The organism is Fructilactobacillus fructivorans, from assembly GCF_000814735.1.
Lineage (GTDB): Bacteria > Bacillota > Bacilli > Lactobacillales > Lactobacillaceae > Fructilactobacillus > Fructilactobacillus fructivorans.
Map to the genome: position 1 here is coordinate 28,484 of NZ_JOJZ01000024.1, position 14,089 is coordinate 42,572.

The following is a 14,089-nucleotide window of genomic DNA, read 5'->3' on the forward strand; positions in this document are numbered from 1 at the left end:
TAACATAAAAAAAGCTCCCCATTCACTGAATAGGGAGCCATTACTTATTCGAAATACTTCACATGTCTGTAAAGTGCCCAAATAGAATACTAAGGGATTTTACAAAATTAGTCAAGTCTAATTCTTGTCGTCATCATCGTTATCTTTATCATCATGATCGTCTGGATCCACTTCCGAAAGATCGCCTTCAACACCGTCATCATCATCGATGGCGTCATCGTCAGTATCAGGATTTTCTTCATCCAGATCCTTGTGATATTTGTCTTTGTCATCATCAGAACTGTCTTCAAAATCGTCCTGATCTTCTGGATCATCGTTGTCATAATCAATTACATCATCGTCGTCAGCAGCATCAGCCATAAAGGCGTTAACTTTACGATGCTTCTTTGGGGTATTGTTATTATCTTCTTCGCCCTCGTTGATGGTTGCTTCATTAATTGATTCGTATGGGTACCAAGTTCGAAGACCCCAGACGTTATTGCCAAGGGAAATAAAGCTCCCATCGACATTAAGATCTGTATAGAATTGAGGTAAACGATCACGAATTACTTGGTTACTATCCCCCAAGTATTTTTGTACTTCGTTGGTTAAATCAACGAATGACATGGTTTTACCGGCGTCAGCTAAAATTGCATGAGCCACTTCAACCATTGATAATTCGCTTTTGTCTTGCTTGTCTAATTCTTTAAGTTCCAATTCGACCACGCCTTTCTAGATTCCTAACAGACTAATAATACTAGTTTAACATTTAAATTGCAATTTGACTCGGTAGTCACCAACCTTTTGTCCATTGGTATACAATTCATAATTAATCTCGATTATTTCAAGCCCCGTTTGCGCGTCTTTAGATTGTTTAATGCTCGTGGTGTGGGCTCCAATTTTGAGATTTCCATATGGGGTCCGATACAAGTCTTCAATGGTTTCATTGGGTTTAAAATGAAGTTCAAGGTGATTCTCACCAGCACGAGTCAACCGAATCGAATCTTTGCCGATCCGGTATGTCACTGGAACGTCGGGCTGACCAGTTACATGTTCCACGTAACGCAAATAACGGTTGCCATTAATCGTAACTAGCTGACCATTTTCTTCAAAGTGATGACGTTCGACGTTGCCATCCTGATTGATCTCGGTTGAAATCTCAACTTGCACTTTTTTGGTTTTTTCGTTTTCTGTCAAAATACCACCTCACCAGTTCAATGTTACGCCGTTAACGATGTAAATGCACTAACTTTGAGTTTGTCATGACGTTTATTTTTATTTCCGCTATAATGGAGAAAAACTAGTAATGAATGGAGGTCTTTTATTGAGGTATTACAGTCAGCCATTAAAATATGACAAAGTCTTTCGTGATCCAGTTCTGGGTCACATTTACGTTGAGCATCAGGTCATCTTAGATCTAATCAATACACCTGAGTTTCAACGTTTAAGACGAATCAAACAATTAGGAACAACTTCATTGACCTTTCATGGGGCAGAGCACACCCGCTTTAGTCATTCTTTAGGAGTCTATGAGATTACCCGCCGAATTTGCGATAATTTTCAAAGAAATTATCCAACTAAAGAAGCTGGCGACGGACTGTGGGATGATTCAGAACGAATCGTGGCCTTATGTGCCGCCTTGCTGCATGATGTAGGTCACGGAGCTTACTCACACACGTTTGAACACATCTTTCACACTAATCATGAACAAATCACCCAGCAGATCATCACGTCTAAAGAAACCGAAATTAACCACGTTCTAAGTCAGGTTGGTCCCGATTTTCCGGAACGGGTTGCTAGTGTCATTAATAAAACGTACGACAATCCCCAAGTGGTTCAAATGATTTCAAGTCAGGTTGACGCAGATCGCATGGATTATTTACTGAGTGATTCGTACTACACCGGAGCGCAGTACGGTAAGTTTGATCTGGATCGTATCCTTCAGGTCATGCGACCCTATTCGGGTGGAATCTGCTTTAGAGCGAGCGGTCTGCATGCCATTGAATACTACATTGTTTGTCGTTTTCAAATGTATCAACAGGTCTACTTTCATCCCGTATCCCGTTCGATGGAAGTCATTTTAAGTCATCTATTGATGCGTGCCAAAGAATTAGCTCTAAAGCCTAACAGTAATTTTAAGCCTAGCCTCCTCATGCCAATTTTTGAAAATCATTATTCGCTTGATGATTACCTCCAGATTGACGACGGAGTCTTGAACACTTATTTCATCATGTGGCGCCGTTCAGAAGATCCCATCCTATCCGATCTAGCTAAACGCTTTTTGAATCGTCACCCCTTCAAATCGGCGAAGTATGACGATCAAACGGAGTTCTTAATTCCTAAACTACAGGAAATCATCGAAAAAGCTGGCTTTAATCCTAAGTATTACACAGCCACTGACAACAGTTTTGATCAACCATACGACGTCTACGATCCGAAAAGTAAACATCAGAACGCTCAGATTGAACTGATGGAAAATGATGGCAACCTTGTTGAGCTTTCCCAGGCTAGTGACTTAGTAAAAGCCATTACGGGAAAACTCATTGGGGATAAGCGCTTTTTCTTTCCCAGAGAAATGCTTAAACCAACCAAGAACGTTGAACTTTTTCAACCCCTGTATGATGAATTTCAAAAATACATTGATAATGATAACCTTATAATTCCAAAGGAGAACTAACATGGACATTAAATTAATTGCTATCGACATCGATGGCACCCTCTTAAACGAAAAAAATCAGTTAGCCCCAGCTACGATTGAAGCAATTACTGAAGCCCGTCAGAAAGGCATTAAAGTGGCCTTATGTACTGGTCGTCCCATTACAGGTGTGAAACCTTACTTGAACAAACTAGGAATCGATGGAAACGACGAATATGCCATTACCTACAATGGAGCCCTCGTTGAAACGGTTGACGGAAAAGTTTTAAGTAAAGAAACGGTTAAATACGATGATTTCTTGGAAATTGAAATGATGTCCAGAGAAATGGGCGTTCATTTCCAAATTGAAACGGTTGATTCTATCACAACCACCAACCGTGATATCAGTCCCTTCTCCGTTGAAGAAAGTCATTTAGTGTCAATGCCAATTAAGTATCGAACACCGGGCGAAATCACCCGTGACGTTAACATCTACAAGCTAATGTACGTGGATTATCCTGATAAAATTACTAAAGCGAAGGGAAATCTTCCTAAGTCTATCTATGAGCGCATGAGTGTTGTCCAAAGTTCTCCCGTCTTCCTTGAATTTATGAATTCTAATTCAAGTAAGGGAAACGCACTAAAGGCCCTCTCAGAACAACTCGGTTTAAAGCCTGATAACGTCATGGCAATCGGTGATCAAGGAAACGACCTTTCCATGATCAAGTTCGCTGGCCTCGGGGTCTCAATGGGAAACGGAATTGAGGAGATTAAAAAGAACGCCCAATTTGTTACCAAGCCTAATTCAGAAGACGGAGTAGCGTATGCCATTAACAAGTACGTTAACCAATAGTTAGAGCATAAAAAATAATCTTAGCTTATGAGAAACTTCAAAAGCTAAGATTATTTTTTTATTGCTATTTTTTCTCGTCATCCTTACCATAGTCAAACCGATGACTAAACAATGGACTAACGGGACGGTTTTCATTAATTCTGGTAATTGCATCCCCGATCAGCGGGGCCACCGAAATCTGCTTAATCTTATCAATCTTCTTGTAGTCTGGTAACTGAATTGAATCAGTAACAACTAGCTTCTTGATTGGTGAAGCCTCAATTCTTTCGGTCGCAGGTCCTGAGAGGACGGGATGAGTACAACATGCGTATACTTCAGAAGCACCGGCATCCATCAATGCTTGTGCCCCTTTTGTAATGGTTCCGGCGGTATCAATCATATCGTCAATCATGATACAACGTTTACCCTTTACGTCACCAATGATGTTCATAATCTGAGCAACGTTGGCTTTAGGACGACGCTTATCAATAATTGCAATTGGTGCCTTCAAGAACTCAGCCATGGCACGAGCTCGACTCACACCACCATGATCAGGTGATACCACAACTGCATCTTTTGCAAGACCATTCTTAATGAAGTATTCCGCAAGTAAAGGAGCACCCATCAAGTGATCAACAGGAACATCGAAGAACCCTTGAATCTGAGCCGCGTGCAAGTCAAGTGCAACAAGACGAGTAATGCCGTCTTTTTCAAGCATGTCAGCCACTAACTTAGCGGTAATTGGCTCACGACTTCGTGCCTTACGGTCTTGTCTAGCATAACCATAGTACGGAATAACAACGTTAATGGTCTTAGCACTTGCTCGTCTTAGAGCATCGATCATAATTAATAATTCCATTAAGTTATCGTTAACGGGATCAGAAGTTGATTGGATAATATAAACGTTATCGCCACGAATGCTTTCCTCAATGTTAATTTGGATTTCACCATCACTAAAACGACTAACGGAAGCTTTCCCTAGTGGAACTCCTACTCGTTTAGCAATCTTTTCCGCAAGCGGACGATTTGAATTTAAAGAGAAAATTTTCAATTTTGGATCAGCATACTTTTCAGCCATTATAACCCCCACATTTTCTTACCTACCTAATCAGTTTCCATTATATTATTTTAATAAAATAATTTCACTATTTAGCTCAAATTAATTGGCACCTTTAAAGGGAAGTTTTTTATAGTAGCCCGGCTTGTTAGTCTGGCGTTCTCTAGCAATTCCCATGTCGTATTGGTTCATATCATCAGTAATGGTAGAACCAGCGGCAATAAAGGTATGGTCGGCAATGTGGACGGGCGCAATGAGGTTTGAATTGCTGCCAATGAACGAATCGTCCCCTACCGTGGAAGTGTGTTTATGAGCACCATCGTAGTTGGCAAAGATTACCCCACATCCAATGTTAATGTGCTTGCCAAGTTTAGCATTGCCAACGTAGGTCAAATGGCCCATCTTGGTTCCCTCACCAATGGTGGCACTTTTAACTTCACAGAAATTCCCAATATGGACATTCTTACCAATCTCAGCACCTGGGCGAAGATGACTGTTCGGTCCAATGTCTGAACCCGGCATCATCTCAGCGTCCTCAATTACCGAAGAAAAGACATGAACATTGTCATGAATCTTACTTCCTGAAATCTTGGAATGGGCACCAATGACACAATTACTGCCAATCTCGGTTCCATTCTGCAGCTGAACGCCTGGTTCAATAATGGTGTCCTGACCGATCTTGATGTCACTATCAATGTAAGTAGCATCGGGGTTAACAATGGTAACCCCGTTTTTCATGTGGTAGCGGTTGATGCGATCCTGCATAATGTGGGTTGCTCGAGCTTGAGCTACCCGGTCGTTAACTCCCATTGATTCATTGAAGTTAGCCATTTTGTAAGCCGCAATCGTCCGTCCTTCATTTTTTAAAACTTCAATGGCATCGGTCAAGTAGTACTCACCCTGGGCGTTATCGTTGTTAATCTTGTGGAGTGCCTCAAACAAGGCTTGATTATCAAAGACGTAAACGCCCGTGTTAATCTCATGAATGCCCTGTTCTTCAGAAGTGGCATCCTTTTGCTCCACGATCTTTTCAACAATTCCCAGGTTATTGCGCACAATTCTTCCATAACCAGCGGGATCCGGAGCTTGAGACGTCAAAATTGTCGCCGTGGCTTTCTTTTGTTCGTGATATTCAAACAATTGTTTCAAAGTAGCAGCCGTAAATAGCGGAGTATCACCACTAATAACGAGGGTCTCGCCATCCGAGTCCTTTAAAAGTCCCTCGGCACGAGCAACAGCGTCTCCCGTTCCCAGCTGTTGATCCTGAACAACGTACTCACAACGATTACCAAGTTCATTTTCAACGTCCTCAGCACCATAGCCAACAATCGTGATGATGTTATCCATATCGAGTTGAGAAACCTGCGTTAACACATGGTCAACCATGGACTTTCCACAGATTCGGTGGAGAACCTTGTATAATTTGGATTTCATGCGGGTACCCTTACCCGCGGCTAGAATAATTGTATTTTTTGAGCTCATTTTTGTTCCCCTTGTAATTAATTTTAATTGGTACTCCCAAAAATCTTTTGGGCATAATTGCCGGGTTTAATCTCAATCTGGTCATCTTTAATATCCATCTTCAATAAAGAGGTAAAGTCAGTAACCCTTCTGTGACCAGGATCGTCGGTTTCAACGAAGACCGTACTACCCACGAGATGACAGTCAAATTCATCAATCAAAGAGGTCAAGCCGGAAATAGTACCGCCTCCACGCAAAAAGTCGTCAACGATCAAAACGTTTGAACCCGGTTGAAGGCTCCGTTTTGAGATGGTCATTCTTTTGACTTCTTGACTGGATGCTGAAACATAGTTAACACTGACGGTTGATCCTTCCGTAATTTGAGAATCATGTCTGGCAATTACTAGTGGCACATTTAAATACGTGGCAGAAGCTTCGGCGACGGGAATTCCTCTCGTTGCAACCGTTAGTACCGCGTCAACTTTTTGAAACAGGTATTGGGTAGCAATGATTCTCCCAATCGTCTTCAACTTCTCTGGTTGTCCTAAAATGTCTGACATGTAAACATAGCCACCTGGAAGGTAGCGATCGTTGTCATTTAAGATGTCAGAAACTTCACCAATAAACTGATCAGCGGCTTCTTTTAAAATGTACGGTGTAAATTTAGCACCACCGGAAGCGCCAGGAACAGTTTCAACCAAACCAATTCCACGTTGTTGAAATGCTTGCTTCACGATTCCGAGATCTTCACTGATGGAAGACTTAGCGGAATTATATCGCTTAGCGAAAAAAGTTAATGGTACTAATGTATGAGGACGGTTTAATAGATAGTTCGTCATGTCTACTAATCGTTCACTTCTTTTAAATTTCATGCTTTCACCTCGTCATAAATTGGCACACAAGGAGATTTTAGCATAAATGTTCGTGTTTTACTTCACTTTATCGAAAAAAAGCCAAAAAAAGAGAGGTTAACTTGACCAGTTAACCCTCTACAAAGTGATTATAGATTAATGAACTAAAGTAAATAACGACTTCAATAACGGCGATGAAGAAACTAACCGGCCAGTTAGTGTAATATCCCAGGGTCAATCCAACCCAGACTCCAACCAGACCAAAGACGATTGCTAGTCCAATCATTTTACTAACCGAATGAACGAAGTATTTGGCACTAGCGGCGGGAAGAGTCAAGAGAATAAAGATCAACAGTGCTCCCACGATTTGAGCAGCTACCGAAACACTTAAAGCCAACATCACCAAGAAAATTAATGACAAAATTCCACTAGGAATCTTCTGAGCCCGTGCCCCAACGGCGTCAAACGAGTCAAACTTTAAATCACGATAAATAAATAAAGTCACAATCAGTACGATGACTGATAACCAAATCATCTGATGAACCTCAGAGGCACTAATACCGACGATACTTCCGAATAGAATATTTGTCGCATAACTAGCACTACTATTCGACAGCGCCAGAAAGAGGACCCCAAGTCCAATAAACAGTGCTGAAACCGCACTAATGGTATCTTCTCGCCTTTCTGCAACCGATCCAGAACTCATTTTGCCAACCAAAACGGAACTAATGGTGGTAAAAAGTAGCATTCCATTTAGGGGACTGATTCCAATAAACATTCCAAATGAAGCTCCCGCAAATCCAATTTCGGACAAAGTGTGAGTTAAAAATGGCATGTTTCGAGAAACCACAAAGACCCCAATGACTCCACATACAACGGCAATGATGGTACTTGCCAAAAAGGCGTTCCGCATAAATTCAAAACTAAACATCAGCTTGCCCCTTCCAGAATTCCTCAACATTTAGGTTACTAATTGGTCCAAATTCATAATTATTTGGTCGCAAGAATAAGTATTTGTTAGCAAATTTCTTGGCCAGCGGAATGTCATGGGTAACAAAAATTACAGTTAATCCATGTTTAGAGTTAAGGTCGGAAACGACGTTTAACAGGCTTTCCTTCGCCTCTGGATCAAGACTGGCAGTTGACTCATCTAGGATTAACAAATCCGGCTGAACCACTAATGCCTGTGCCAGGTAAGCCCGCTGCTTTTCTCCTCCGGAAGTTCGTCCCAGTGGTTCCTTTGAAATGGCATTCAAATTAGTCTCTTTTAACACCTCATTTAATCTTTGGTGTTCTTTTTTTGAAAGCCACGGTAATTTAAAGCCGCTAAAGGCGAGTGCCACAAAATCTTTAACCGAAAGTGGATACTCAGTATCGATGTTTCGAAACTGGGGAACGTAACCGATCTTGACCTGGGACCGATTCGGAACAAATTGAACCTTCCCACTGGTTGGTTTCAATTGACCTAAAATTACCCGAACGAGGGTTGTTTTACCAACCCCATTTTGTCCCACAATACTTAAAAAATCGCCCCGTTGCACGTCAAAACTTAGGTCATTTAAAACGTGCTTTTCAGCAAAATCAACGGTTAAATTCTCTACTTTTAAAATTAAGTCATCCATTATTAAACTCCTATTATTCTGAGTCCTTTACTTGTACCATCTTACTCATTAATGATGGAAATATAAAGTAAAAAAAAAGACCTCTCGGTCAATTTAAACAAAGTTAATCTCGATGTTCTTGGTTAAAATATCGGTATAACTGTATGATACTTGTCCTAACTTCTCGTCGGAATCAAGCGTAATTAAAAATACAGCGGGAAATGTCTCAGACAAGACACCATCGTACTCATTTGTTCGTTTTCTTCCAGCTTGTGCAGTTACATGGATTTCCTGTCCAATGTGATTATCTAGAAATAATTTAATCTTAGATAGACTAGTTGGCATCATCAATCACCTCACGTACCACTATTATACATTAAAATCAATATAATGTAAAGCTAATGGGCGTAAATACCGCTATGACAGTAATCCACTGGCATGAAACTGATTTGCCATTTCAACAAATTGATCCACTGATAACTGCTCAGGTCGGTCCGATTGATTGATGTTTAACTTCTTCAAATCAGCTTTAATTTGCACTTTAACTGCTGGTTGTTTTCCAAAAATTCCCTGAAGATTATTCCACAAAGTCTTGCGACGGTGCATAAAACAACCGTGCGCAAATCCAAAGAAGGCTTTTTCATCGTAGGCAACCACATTTCGTTTTTGCTTTGGGGTAAGTTTGACTACTGAAGAATCCACTTTTGGGGACGGAATAAACGATTGCGCCGACACGTTAATCGCAATTTCCACGTTCTCAAGGTACTGGGTGATGACCGTCAGGGCACCGTAGTCACGATTTCCAGGCTTGGCACTAATCCGTTCCGCTACTTCTTTTTGCATCATCAAAACCGTCGCATCGAAGTTTACGTTTCCCTTCAAAATGTCCATAAGAATGGGTTTAGTAACGTAGTAAGGTAGGTTTGCCACCACCTTTAGACGGTGTTGTCCGTCAAAATTTTCTTTGATCAGCTTAGGCAAATTAGCCTGCAAAAAGTCTTGGTTAATCACCTTAATATTATCGTACGGACTAAGAGTCTCATCCAGAATTGGCAGTAAATTCTCGTCAATTTCAAATGCCATTACTTCATGAGCCGACTGGGCAATTTGTTCCGTTAAGGCCCCAATTCCAGGACCAATCTCAATAACATCGTCAGCCGTAGAAATATCGGCAACTTGCACAATCTCTTTTAAAACCCCTAAATCATTTAAGAAATTCTGACCAAGGCTTTTTTTAGCGTTTAATCGGTACCGATTTAAAATGGCTTGGGTTCGTGCTGGACTTCCAATTGCAGGAATTTTACTCATTTATAGCCCTCCTCATCATCAATTTGTTTTAACGCATCATTGAACTGCTTTTTAGTAATGCCAAACATGCGAAGCCTCCGCTGCATTTGTTTGGCATTCACGTAACCAAGATGGAGAATTTCTCCCATTTCAAGGCGACGTTCCTTGGCTTCCTTAGTTCCTACCAAGCCAGTTGCAATTAAATCCTGTTTACTAATTACTTCGGGATTCTCGTCACTCTTGGTGTAAACGGATGAAAGGGCATCCTGAATAGCCTGAGGACTAGCGTGTTCTACACCCAGTGAACCCTGGGATGTATCAGGAACCGCATCTGCCTTCTTTAAGAAAGCATGCTTAGCTTCTGGGATCTCATCAGAAATGATCTTACGAATTTTTTCACCAGAAAAGTCGGGATCAGTAAAAACAATCACCCCACGGGTTTGAGCCAAACGATCAATTAAGTCGAGGGTCTCATCGGAAATTGCTGAACCACGCGTCTCAATGGTGTCAGCATCCACCGTTCGTTGAATCTGTTTGGTATCATCTTTTCCCTCAACCACAATTACTTCTTTAATTCTTTTCATATTAATTTTCCAATCCAAATATTCGATTTGTGTTCGCATACGTTGCTCTAGCAACCACATCCGGGTCAACGTCTTTAAACCGCGCTACTGCCTCTAATGTATACAAAGAATAGGCCGGCTCATTTTGACGTCCTCGAAATGGTTCTGGGGTAAGGTACGGAGCATCCGTTTCAACCAGGATCTTATCCATGGGCGTTAATCGAGCGGCCTCATGGACTTCCTTGGTCTTTTTAAAACTTACGACCCCACTGTAAGAAACGACCATCCCCAGATCAATGAACTTCTTCATCCACTCACTATCGCCGTTAAAACTGTGGATGATGCCACCAACCTCTGAGATGTGTTCATCCTTTAAAATGCGGTAGACATCCTCAAAAGCATCCCGATTATGAACCGAGATTGGTAGATGCATGTTTTTAGCAATCTCAATCTGTCTACGAAAGACTCGCTCCTGCACGTCTTTGGGGGTCGTATCCTGAAAATAATCCATCCCAATCTCACCAACAGCAACCACCTTCGGATTTTCGAGTTGCTTTTCCAACAGTTGCTCCTGGTCTTGATCGTAATTCAGCGCATCTTCCGGATGCCAACCCACGATCGAATAAAGATTATCGTATCTTTGAGCGAGTTGAAGTGACCGTTCATTTAATTCGGCGTTCGAACCTACGTTAGCCATCCTCACTACTCCAAGTTTTTGGGCGTGATTGACGTATCCATCAATGTCATTTTCAAATGGCCGATCGTTTAAATGGGTGTGAGAATCAAATATTTTCATTGGATATCCTTTCATAAGCGAAAAAGTTTCACTAATCATCGACTAGTGAAACTCTTATATCTACTCTAAAGTACTGCCATTATCTAAGGTTTGATCAACAGTTGCGACCTTAATTGAACCATCATTTTGTTCAACTGACAAAATCATCCCCTGGCTCAATTGTCCACGGAGCTTTTTAGGCTTAAGGTTAGCCACAATGATCACCTTTTTGCCGATTAGTTGCTTGAAATCTGGATACCATTTGGCAATTCCAGAAACAATTTGACGATCACCATCGTCACCAGCATCGAGTTGAAATTTAAGCAACTTATCCGCATTTTCAACCTTAGCAACGTCTTTAACCTCAGCTACCTTCAACTCAACCTTTTCAAAATCATTGAAATCTAACGTTTTCTTTGCTGACTTTAAAACGGTCTTTTGGGGATCAAAGGCGGCCTTCTTTTCGTCGGCACGCTTCATTGCTGAACGTCCCTTTGTTTTATCGGACTTAGTCATTTGGTCCTTGATGAATTGCACTTCAACGTCCCGATCTAATCGAGGAAAAATGGGTTCACCATTTTCGATGACCTTTTGTTTTGCTGGTAAACCAGCCAAATCAGCATTCTTGATGTCGAAATCGGCCATTTGATCAAGGCCAAGCTGACGATCCATCTCATTGGCTGCGTTCGGCATGATTGGACTGACCAAGATAGCAATCAAACGTAGACTTGCTACCAAGTGGCTCATCACGTTTGCTAGTTTAGCTTGATCATCTGGGTTATCCGTATTTTTAGCCAGTGTCCATGGCTCAGTTTGATCAATATACTTATTAGTCTGGGAAACAAGCTTCCAAATTTCAGCCAATGCATCTGATAAATGGGTGTCATTCATTAACCGCTTAAATTCGGTAACGGTCGTTTGGGCCACCTTTTGTAAATCAACACTTGGTTGATCATCTGAATCATGGTAAGCAGGAGTGACGCCATCTTCATATTTGTTAACCATGGCAATCGTCCGGTTCAACAAGTTTCCAAGGTCATTCGCTAAATCGTAGTTGATCCGATCAACAAAATCTTCTGGAGTAAAAATTCCATCACTTGCGAAGGGAATTGCTCGAATGAGGTAGTATCTTGTGGCATCTAGTCCATAACGATCAATTAACGTCTCTGGATAAATGACGTTCCCCTTTGATTTGGACATCTTACCGTCCTTCATGGTTAACCAACCGTGTCCGTAAATTTTCTTTGGAAGTGGTAGGCCGAGAGCATGCAAAATAATCGGCCAGTAAATGGTGTGAAAACGCACGATTTCTTTTCCGACCATTTGAAGGTCAGCCGGCCAGAACTTCTTGAACAACTTATCATCATCACTGTCGTATCCAAGGGCAGTGATATAGTTTGATAAAGCATCAATCCAGACGTAAACCACGTGTTTAGGGTCAGATTTCACCGGAACTCCCCAATTAAAGGTGGTCCGAGAAACCGCCAAATCATCTAGACCTGGCTTTAAGAAATTATTCACCATTTCATTCATTCGTGAATGAGGTTCAATAAAATCAGGATGTTCCTTGTAGTAGTTCATCAGCCAGTCTGCATATTTACTCATTTTGAAGAAATAACATTCCTCGTTAACCAGCTGAACTTCATGGCCAGAAGGAGCCTTTCCGCCGATTACCTTTCCGTCAGCATCGTGATAAACTTCCGCTAATTGGGACTCAGTAAAGTACTCCTCATCGGAAACAGAATACCAGCCAGAATACTGACCGAGGTAAATATCGCCTTGGTCTAGTAACGTTTGAAAAATCTTCTGAACGGCTTTCACGTGCTTGTCATCGGTCGTTCTAATAAAAGCGTCATTTGAAATATCGAGGTTAGCCCAGAGGTCAGAAATTTGGGTGGCCATTTTATCAACGTAACTCTTGGGATCAACCCCCAATTTTTCCGCCTTTTGTTCAATCTTAAGACCATGTTCATCGGTTCCAGTCAGGTAAAAAACATCATAACCAGATTCACGCTTAAAACGAGCCAGTGCATCACAGGCAACCGTCGTGTACGCGTTTCCAATGTGTAATCTTCCTGATGGATAATAAATTGGTGTTGTAATGTAATATGTTGGTTTTTCAGCCATCCCAATTCTCTCCTTTATTTCATATCGTACAAATTCAATCGTATTAATATTATACTACTTTTACTTTTTAAAACAGATCGAGTTGCATGGGAGCCAATCCACCAAAATTCAATCCTAAAATCTTTTTTAATTGTAAGGCATTATCAGCCGCATCATGGCCAGAATTATTGTTAAAAATAACGCAGACCACTTTAGCTTGCTTCTGCAGGTCATTTACGACTTCCGCAAAGTGCTTCAGTTCATCTTCGTTATAACGGTACAAAGTTCGTTTCTTGCGCCACTGAGAGCTCTTTTCAAACCAGCCCTTCTGGTTCTGTCCATGCAGTCTCATCATAACGAAGTTTTTATCCGTCACAAAGGGCTCAAATGGCACTCCGTCTGACAGATTGTGTGGTTCGTCAACTACCACTTCACTCATTTTCAAGCTCTTTAAATAGTCATGAACATCTTGAGAGATTTCATCGCCATACCAACTCGGATTCCGAAATTCAATCGAGATGGGTAAACTTCCCATCCACTCGCGAATTAACCTCAGGTAGCGAATGTTATCGTTATTTAAGCGAAAATACGGCGGAAATTGAAATAAAACGGACGCCAACTGCTTACTGTTAACCAGTGGATCCACCATTTCGCCATATCGCATAAAGGTCTCTCTTCGAACCTGTTCATTGTCATCACCTAACTGAGGCAAATGATGTTTTGTCATTAAATAGTTTGCTTTTAGTATAAATTGAAAATTATTTGGAACCTGTTTTTGCCAATTCTCCACCGTCTTAATTTTGGGAATTCCGTAAAACGGATTATCAACTTCCACAACGGGAAAATGTTGGGCATATTCAGATAAAGTAACCTTACGATTTTTCCCATGAATTAACGATGGATGATCGGACCAGGTTGTCAGTCCAATTAAAATCACGTTAC

General features: G+C 41.2%; 15 protein-coding genes. 2 read left to right on the top strand and 13 right to left on the bottom strand.

Annotated elements, in window-relative coordinates:
• Positions 1 to 117: 117 nt before the first annotated feature.
• Both rpoE and LfDm3_RS05880 read right to left on the bottom strand, forming a co-directional pair.
• Positions 118 to 696, bottom strand: coding sequence for a DNA-directed RNA polymerase subunit delta (gene rpoE / locus LfDm3_RS05875; RefSeq protein WP_029327199.1), 579 nt, complete (start codon positions 694 to 696; stop codon positions 118 to 120).
• A gap of 45 nt (positions 697 to 741) precedes the next feature.
• Complete coding sequence (locus tag LfDm3_RS05880) at positions 742 to 1,176, bottom strand: DUF1934 domain-containing protein (protein WP_039144974.1); 435 nt, start codon at positions 1,174 to 1,176, stop codon at positions 742 to 744.
• Between the two features lie 127 nt (positions 1,177 to 1,303).
• Here LfDm3_RS05880 and LfDm3_RS05885 point away from each other — a divergent pair, with 127 nt between their 5' ends.
• Together LfDm3_RS05885 and yidA are read left to right on the top strand one after the other, a co-directional pair.
• On the top strand, positions 1,304 to 2,656 hold the full coding sequence (locus LfDm3_RS05885) for an HD domain-containing protein (protein WP_039144976.1): 1,353 nt from the start codon (positions 1,304 to 1,306) through the stop codon (positions 2,654 to 2,656).
• Position 2,657: 1 nt separating this feature from the next.
• The gene (gene yidA, locus LfDm3_RS05890; RefSeq protein ID WP_039144977.1) at positions 2,658 to 3,467 is read left to right on the top strand and encodes a sugar-phosphatase; all 810 of its coding nucleotides are present in this window, start codon (positions 2,658 to 2,660) and stop codon (positions 3,465 to 3,467) included.
• A gap of 64 nt (positions 3,468 to 3,531) precedes the next feature.
• Here the strand turns inward: yidA and LfDm3_RS05895 are convergent, their stop codons facing one another.
• From LfDm3_RS05895 to LfDm3_RS05945, 11 genes are all read right to left on the bottom strand, one after another.
• Positions 3,532 to 4,524, bottom strand: a complete 993-nt coding sequence (locus tag LfDm3_RS05895) for a ribose-phosphate diphosphokinase (protein WP_039144979.1) — start codon at positions 4,522 to 4,524, stop codon at positions 3,532 to 3,534.
• Positions 4,525 to 4,605: 81 nt separating this feature from the next.
• Positions 4,606 to 5,985 carry a bifunctional UDP-N-acetylglucosamine diphosphorylase/glucosamine-1-phosphate N-acetyltransferase GlmU gene (glmU, locus tag LfDm3_RS05900; protein ID WP_039144981.1) on the bottom strand — a complete coding sequence of 460 codons (1,380 nt, stop codon included), beginning with the start codon at positions 5,983 to 5,985 and terminating at the stop codon, positions 4,606 to 4,608.
• 23 nt (positions 5,986 to 6,008) lie between these two features.
• The gene (gene purR, locus LfDm3_RS05905) at positions 6,009 to 6,836 is read right to left on the bottom strand and encodes a pur operon repressor (protein ID WP_039144983.1); all 828 of its coding nucleotides are present in this window, start codon (positions 6,834 to 6,836) and stop codon (positions 6,009 to 6,011) included.
• Positions 6,837 to 6,945: 109 nt separating this feature from the next.
• The gene (locus LfDm3_RS05910; protein ID WP_010022856.1) at positions 6,946 to 7,746 is read right to left on the bottom strand and encodes a metal ABC transporter permease; all 801 of its coding nucleotides are present in this window, start codon (positions 7,744 to 7,746) and stop codon (positions 6,946 to 6,948) included.
• Positions 7,739 to 8,437, bottom strand: coding sequence for a metal ABC transporter ATP-binding protein (locus LfDm3_RS05915; RefSeq protein ID WP_039144986.1), 699 nt, complete (start codon positions 8,435 to 8,437; stop codon positions 7,739 to 7,741). The genes LfDm3_RS05910 and LfDm3_RS05915 overlap by 8 nt, the downstream gene beginning before the upstream one ends.
• 93 nt (positions 8,438 to 8,530) lie before the next feature.
• Positions 8,531 to 8,761: a Veg family protein gene (locus LfDm3_RS05920; protein ID WP_010022858.1), complete on the bottom strand. Its 231-nt coding sequence runs from the start codon at positions 8,759 to 8,761 to the stop codon at positions 8,531 to 8,533.
• A gap of 72 nt (positions 8,762 to 8,833) precedes the next feature.
• Positions 8,834 to 9,724 (bottom strand): 16S rRNA (adenine(1518)-N(6)/adenine(1519)-N(6))-dimethyltransferase RsmA, encoded by an 891-nt coding sequence (gene rsmA / locus LfDm3_RS05925; RefSeq protein WP_039144987.1) that lies wholly within the window; start codon positions 9,722 to 9,724, stop codon positions 8,834 to 8,836.
• Positions 9,721 to 10,287 carry a ribonuclease M5 gene (gene rnmV, locus LfDm3_RS05930; RefSeq protein WP_039144988.1) on the bottom strand — a complete coding sequence of 189 codons (567 nt, stop codon included), beginning with the start codon at positions 10,285 to 10,287 and terminating at the stop codon, positions 9,721 to 9,723. The genes rsmA and rnmV overlap by 4 nt, the downstream gene beginning before the upstream one ends.
• Position 10,288: 1 nt before the next feature.
• On the bottom strand, positions 10,289 to 11,062 hold the full coding sequence (locus LfDm3_RS05935) for a TatD family hydrolase (protein WP_039145193.1): 774 nt from the start codon (positions 11,060 to 11,062) through the stop codon (positions 10,289 to 10,291).
• 60 nt (positions 11,063 to 11,122) lie between these two features.
• Positions 11,123 to 13,168, bottom strand: a complete 2,046-nt coding sequence (gene metG / locus LfDm3_RS05940; RefSeq protein WP_039144990.1) for a methionine--tRNA ligase — start codon at positions 13,166 to 13,168, stop codon at positions 11,123 to 11,125.
• A 67-nt stretch (positions 13,169 to 13,235) separates the two neighbouring features.
• Positions 13,236 to 14,084: a DUF72 domain-containing protein gene (locus LfDm3_RS05945; protein ID WP_039144992.1), complete on the bottom strand. Its 849-nt coding sequence runs from the start codon at positions 14,082 to 14,084 to the stop codon at positions 13,236 to 13,238.
• Positions 14,085 to 14,089 lie beyond the last annotated feature (5 nt).

Coding starts and splice junctions, on each gene's coding strand:
- yidA (WP_039144977.1), top strand. CDS start 2,658: ATGGACATTAAATTAATTGCTATCGACATCGATGGCACCCTCTTAAAC.
- LfDm3_RS05895 (WP_039144979.1), bottom strand. CDS start 4,524: ATGGCTGAAAAGTATGCTGATCCAAAATTGAAAATTTTCTCTTTAAAT.
- glmU (WP_039144981.1), bottom strand. CDS start 5,985: ATGAGCTCAAAAAATACAATTATTCTAGCCGCGGGTAAGGGTACCCGC.
- purR (WP_039144983.1), bottom strand. CDS start 6,836: ATGAAATTTAAAAGAAGTGAACGATTAGTAGACATGACGAACTATCTA.
- LfDm3_RS05910 (WP_010022856.1), bottom strand. CDS start 7,746: ATGTTTAGTTTTGAATTTATGCGGAACGCCTTTTTGGCAAGTACCATC.
- LfDm3_RS05915 (WP_039144986.1), bottom strand. CDS start 8,437: ATGGATGACTTAATTTTAAAAGTAGAGAATTTAACCGTTGATTTTGCT.
- LfDm3_RS05920 (WP_010022858.1), bottom strand. CDS start 8,761: ATGCCAACTAGTCTATCTAAGATTAAATTATTTCTAGATAATCACATT.
- rsmA (WP_039144987.1), bottom strand. CDS start 9,724: ATGAGTAAAATTCCTGCAATTGGAAGTCCAGCACGAACCCAAGCCATT.
- rnmV (WP_039144988.1), bottom strand. CDS start 10,287: ATGAAAAGAATTAAAGAAGTAATTGTGGTTGAGGGAAAAGATGATACC.
- LfDm3_RS05935 (WP_039145193.1), bottom strand. CDS start 11,062: ATGAAAATATTTGATTCTCACACCCATTTAAACGATCGGCCATTTGAA.
- metG (WP_039144990.1), bottom strand. CDS start 13,168: ATGGCTGAAAAACCAACATATTACATTACAACACCAATTTATTATCCA.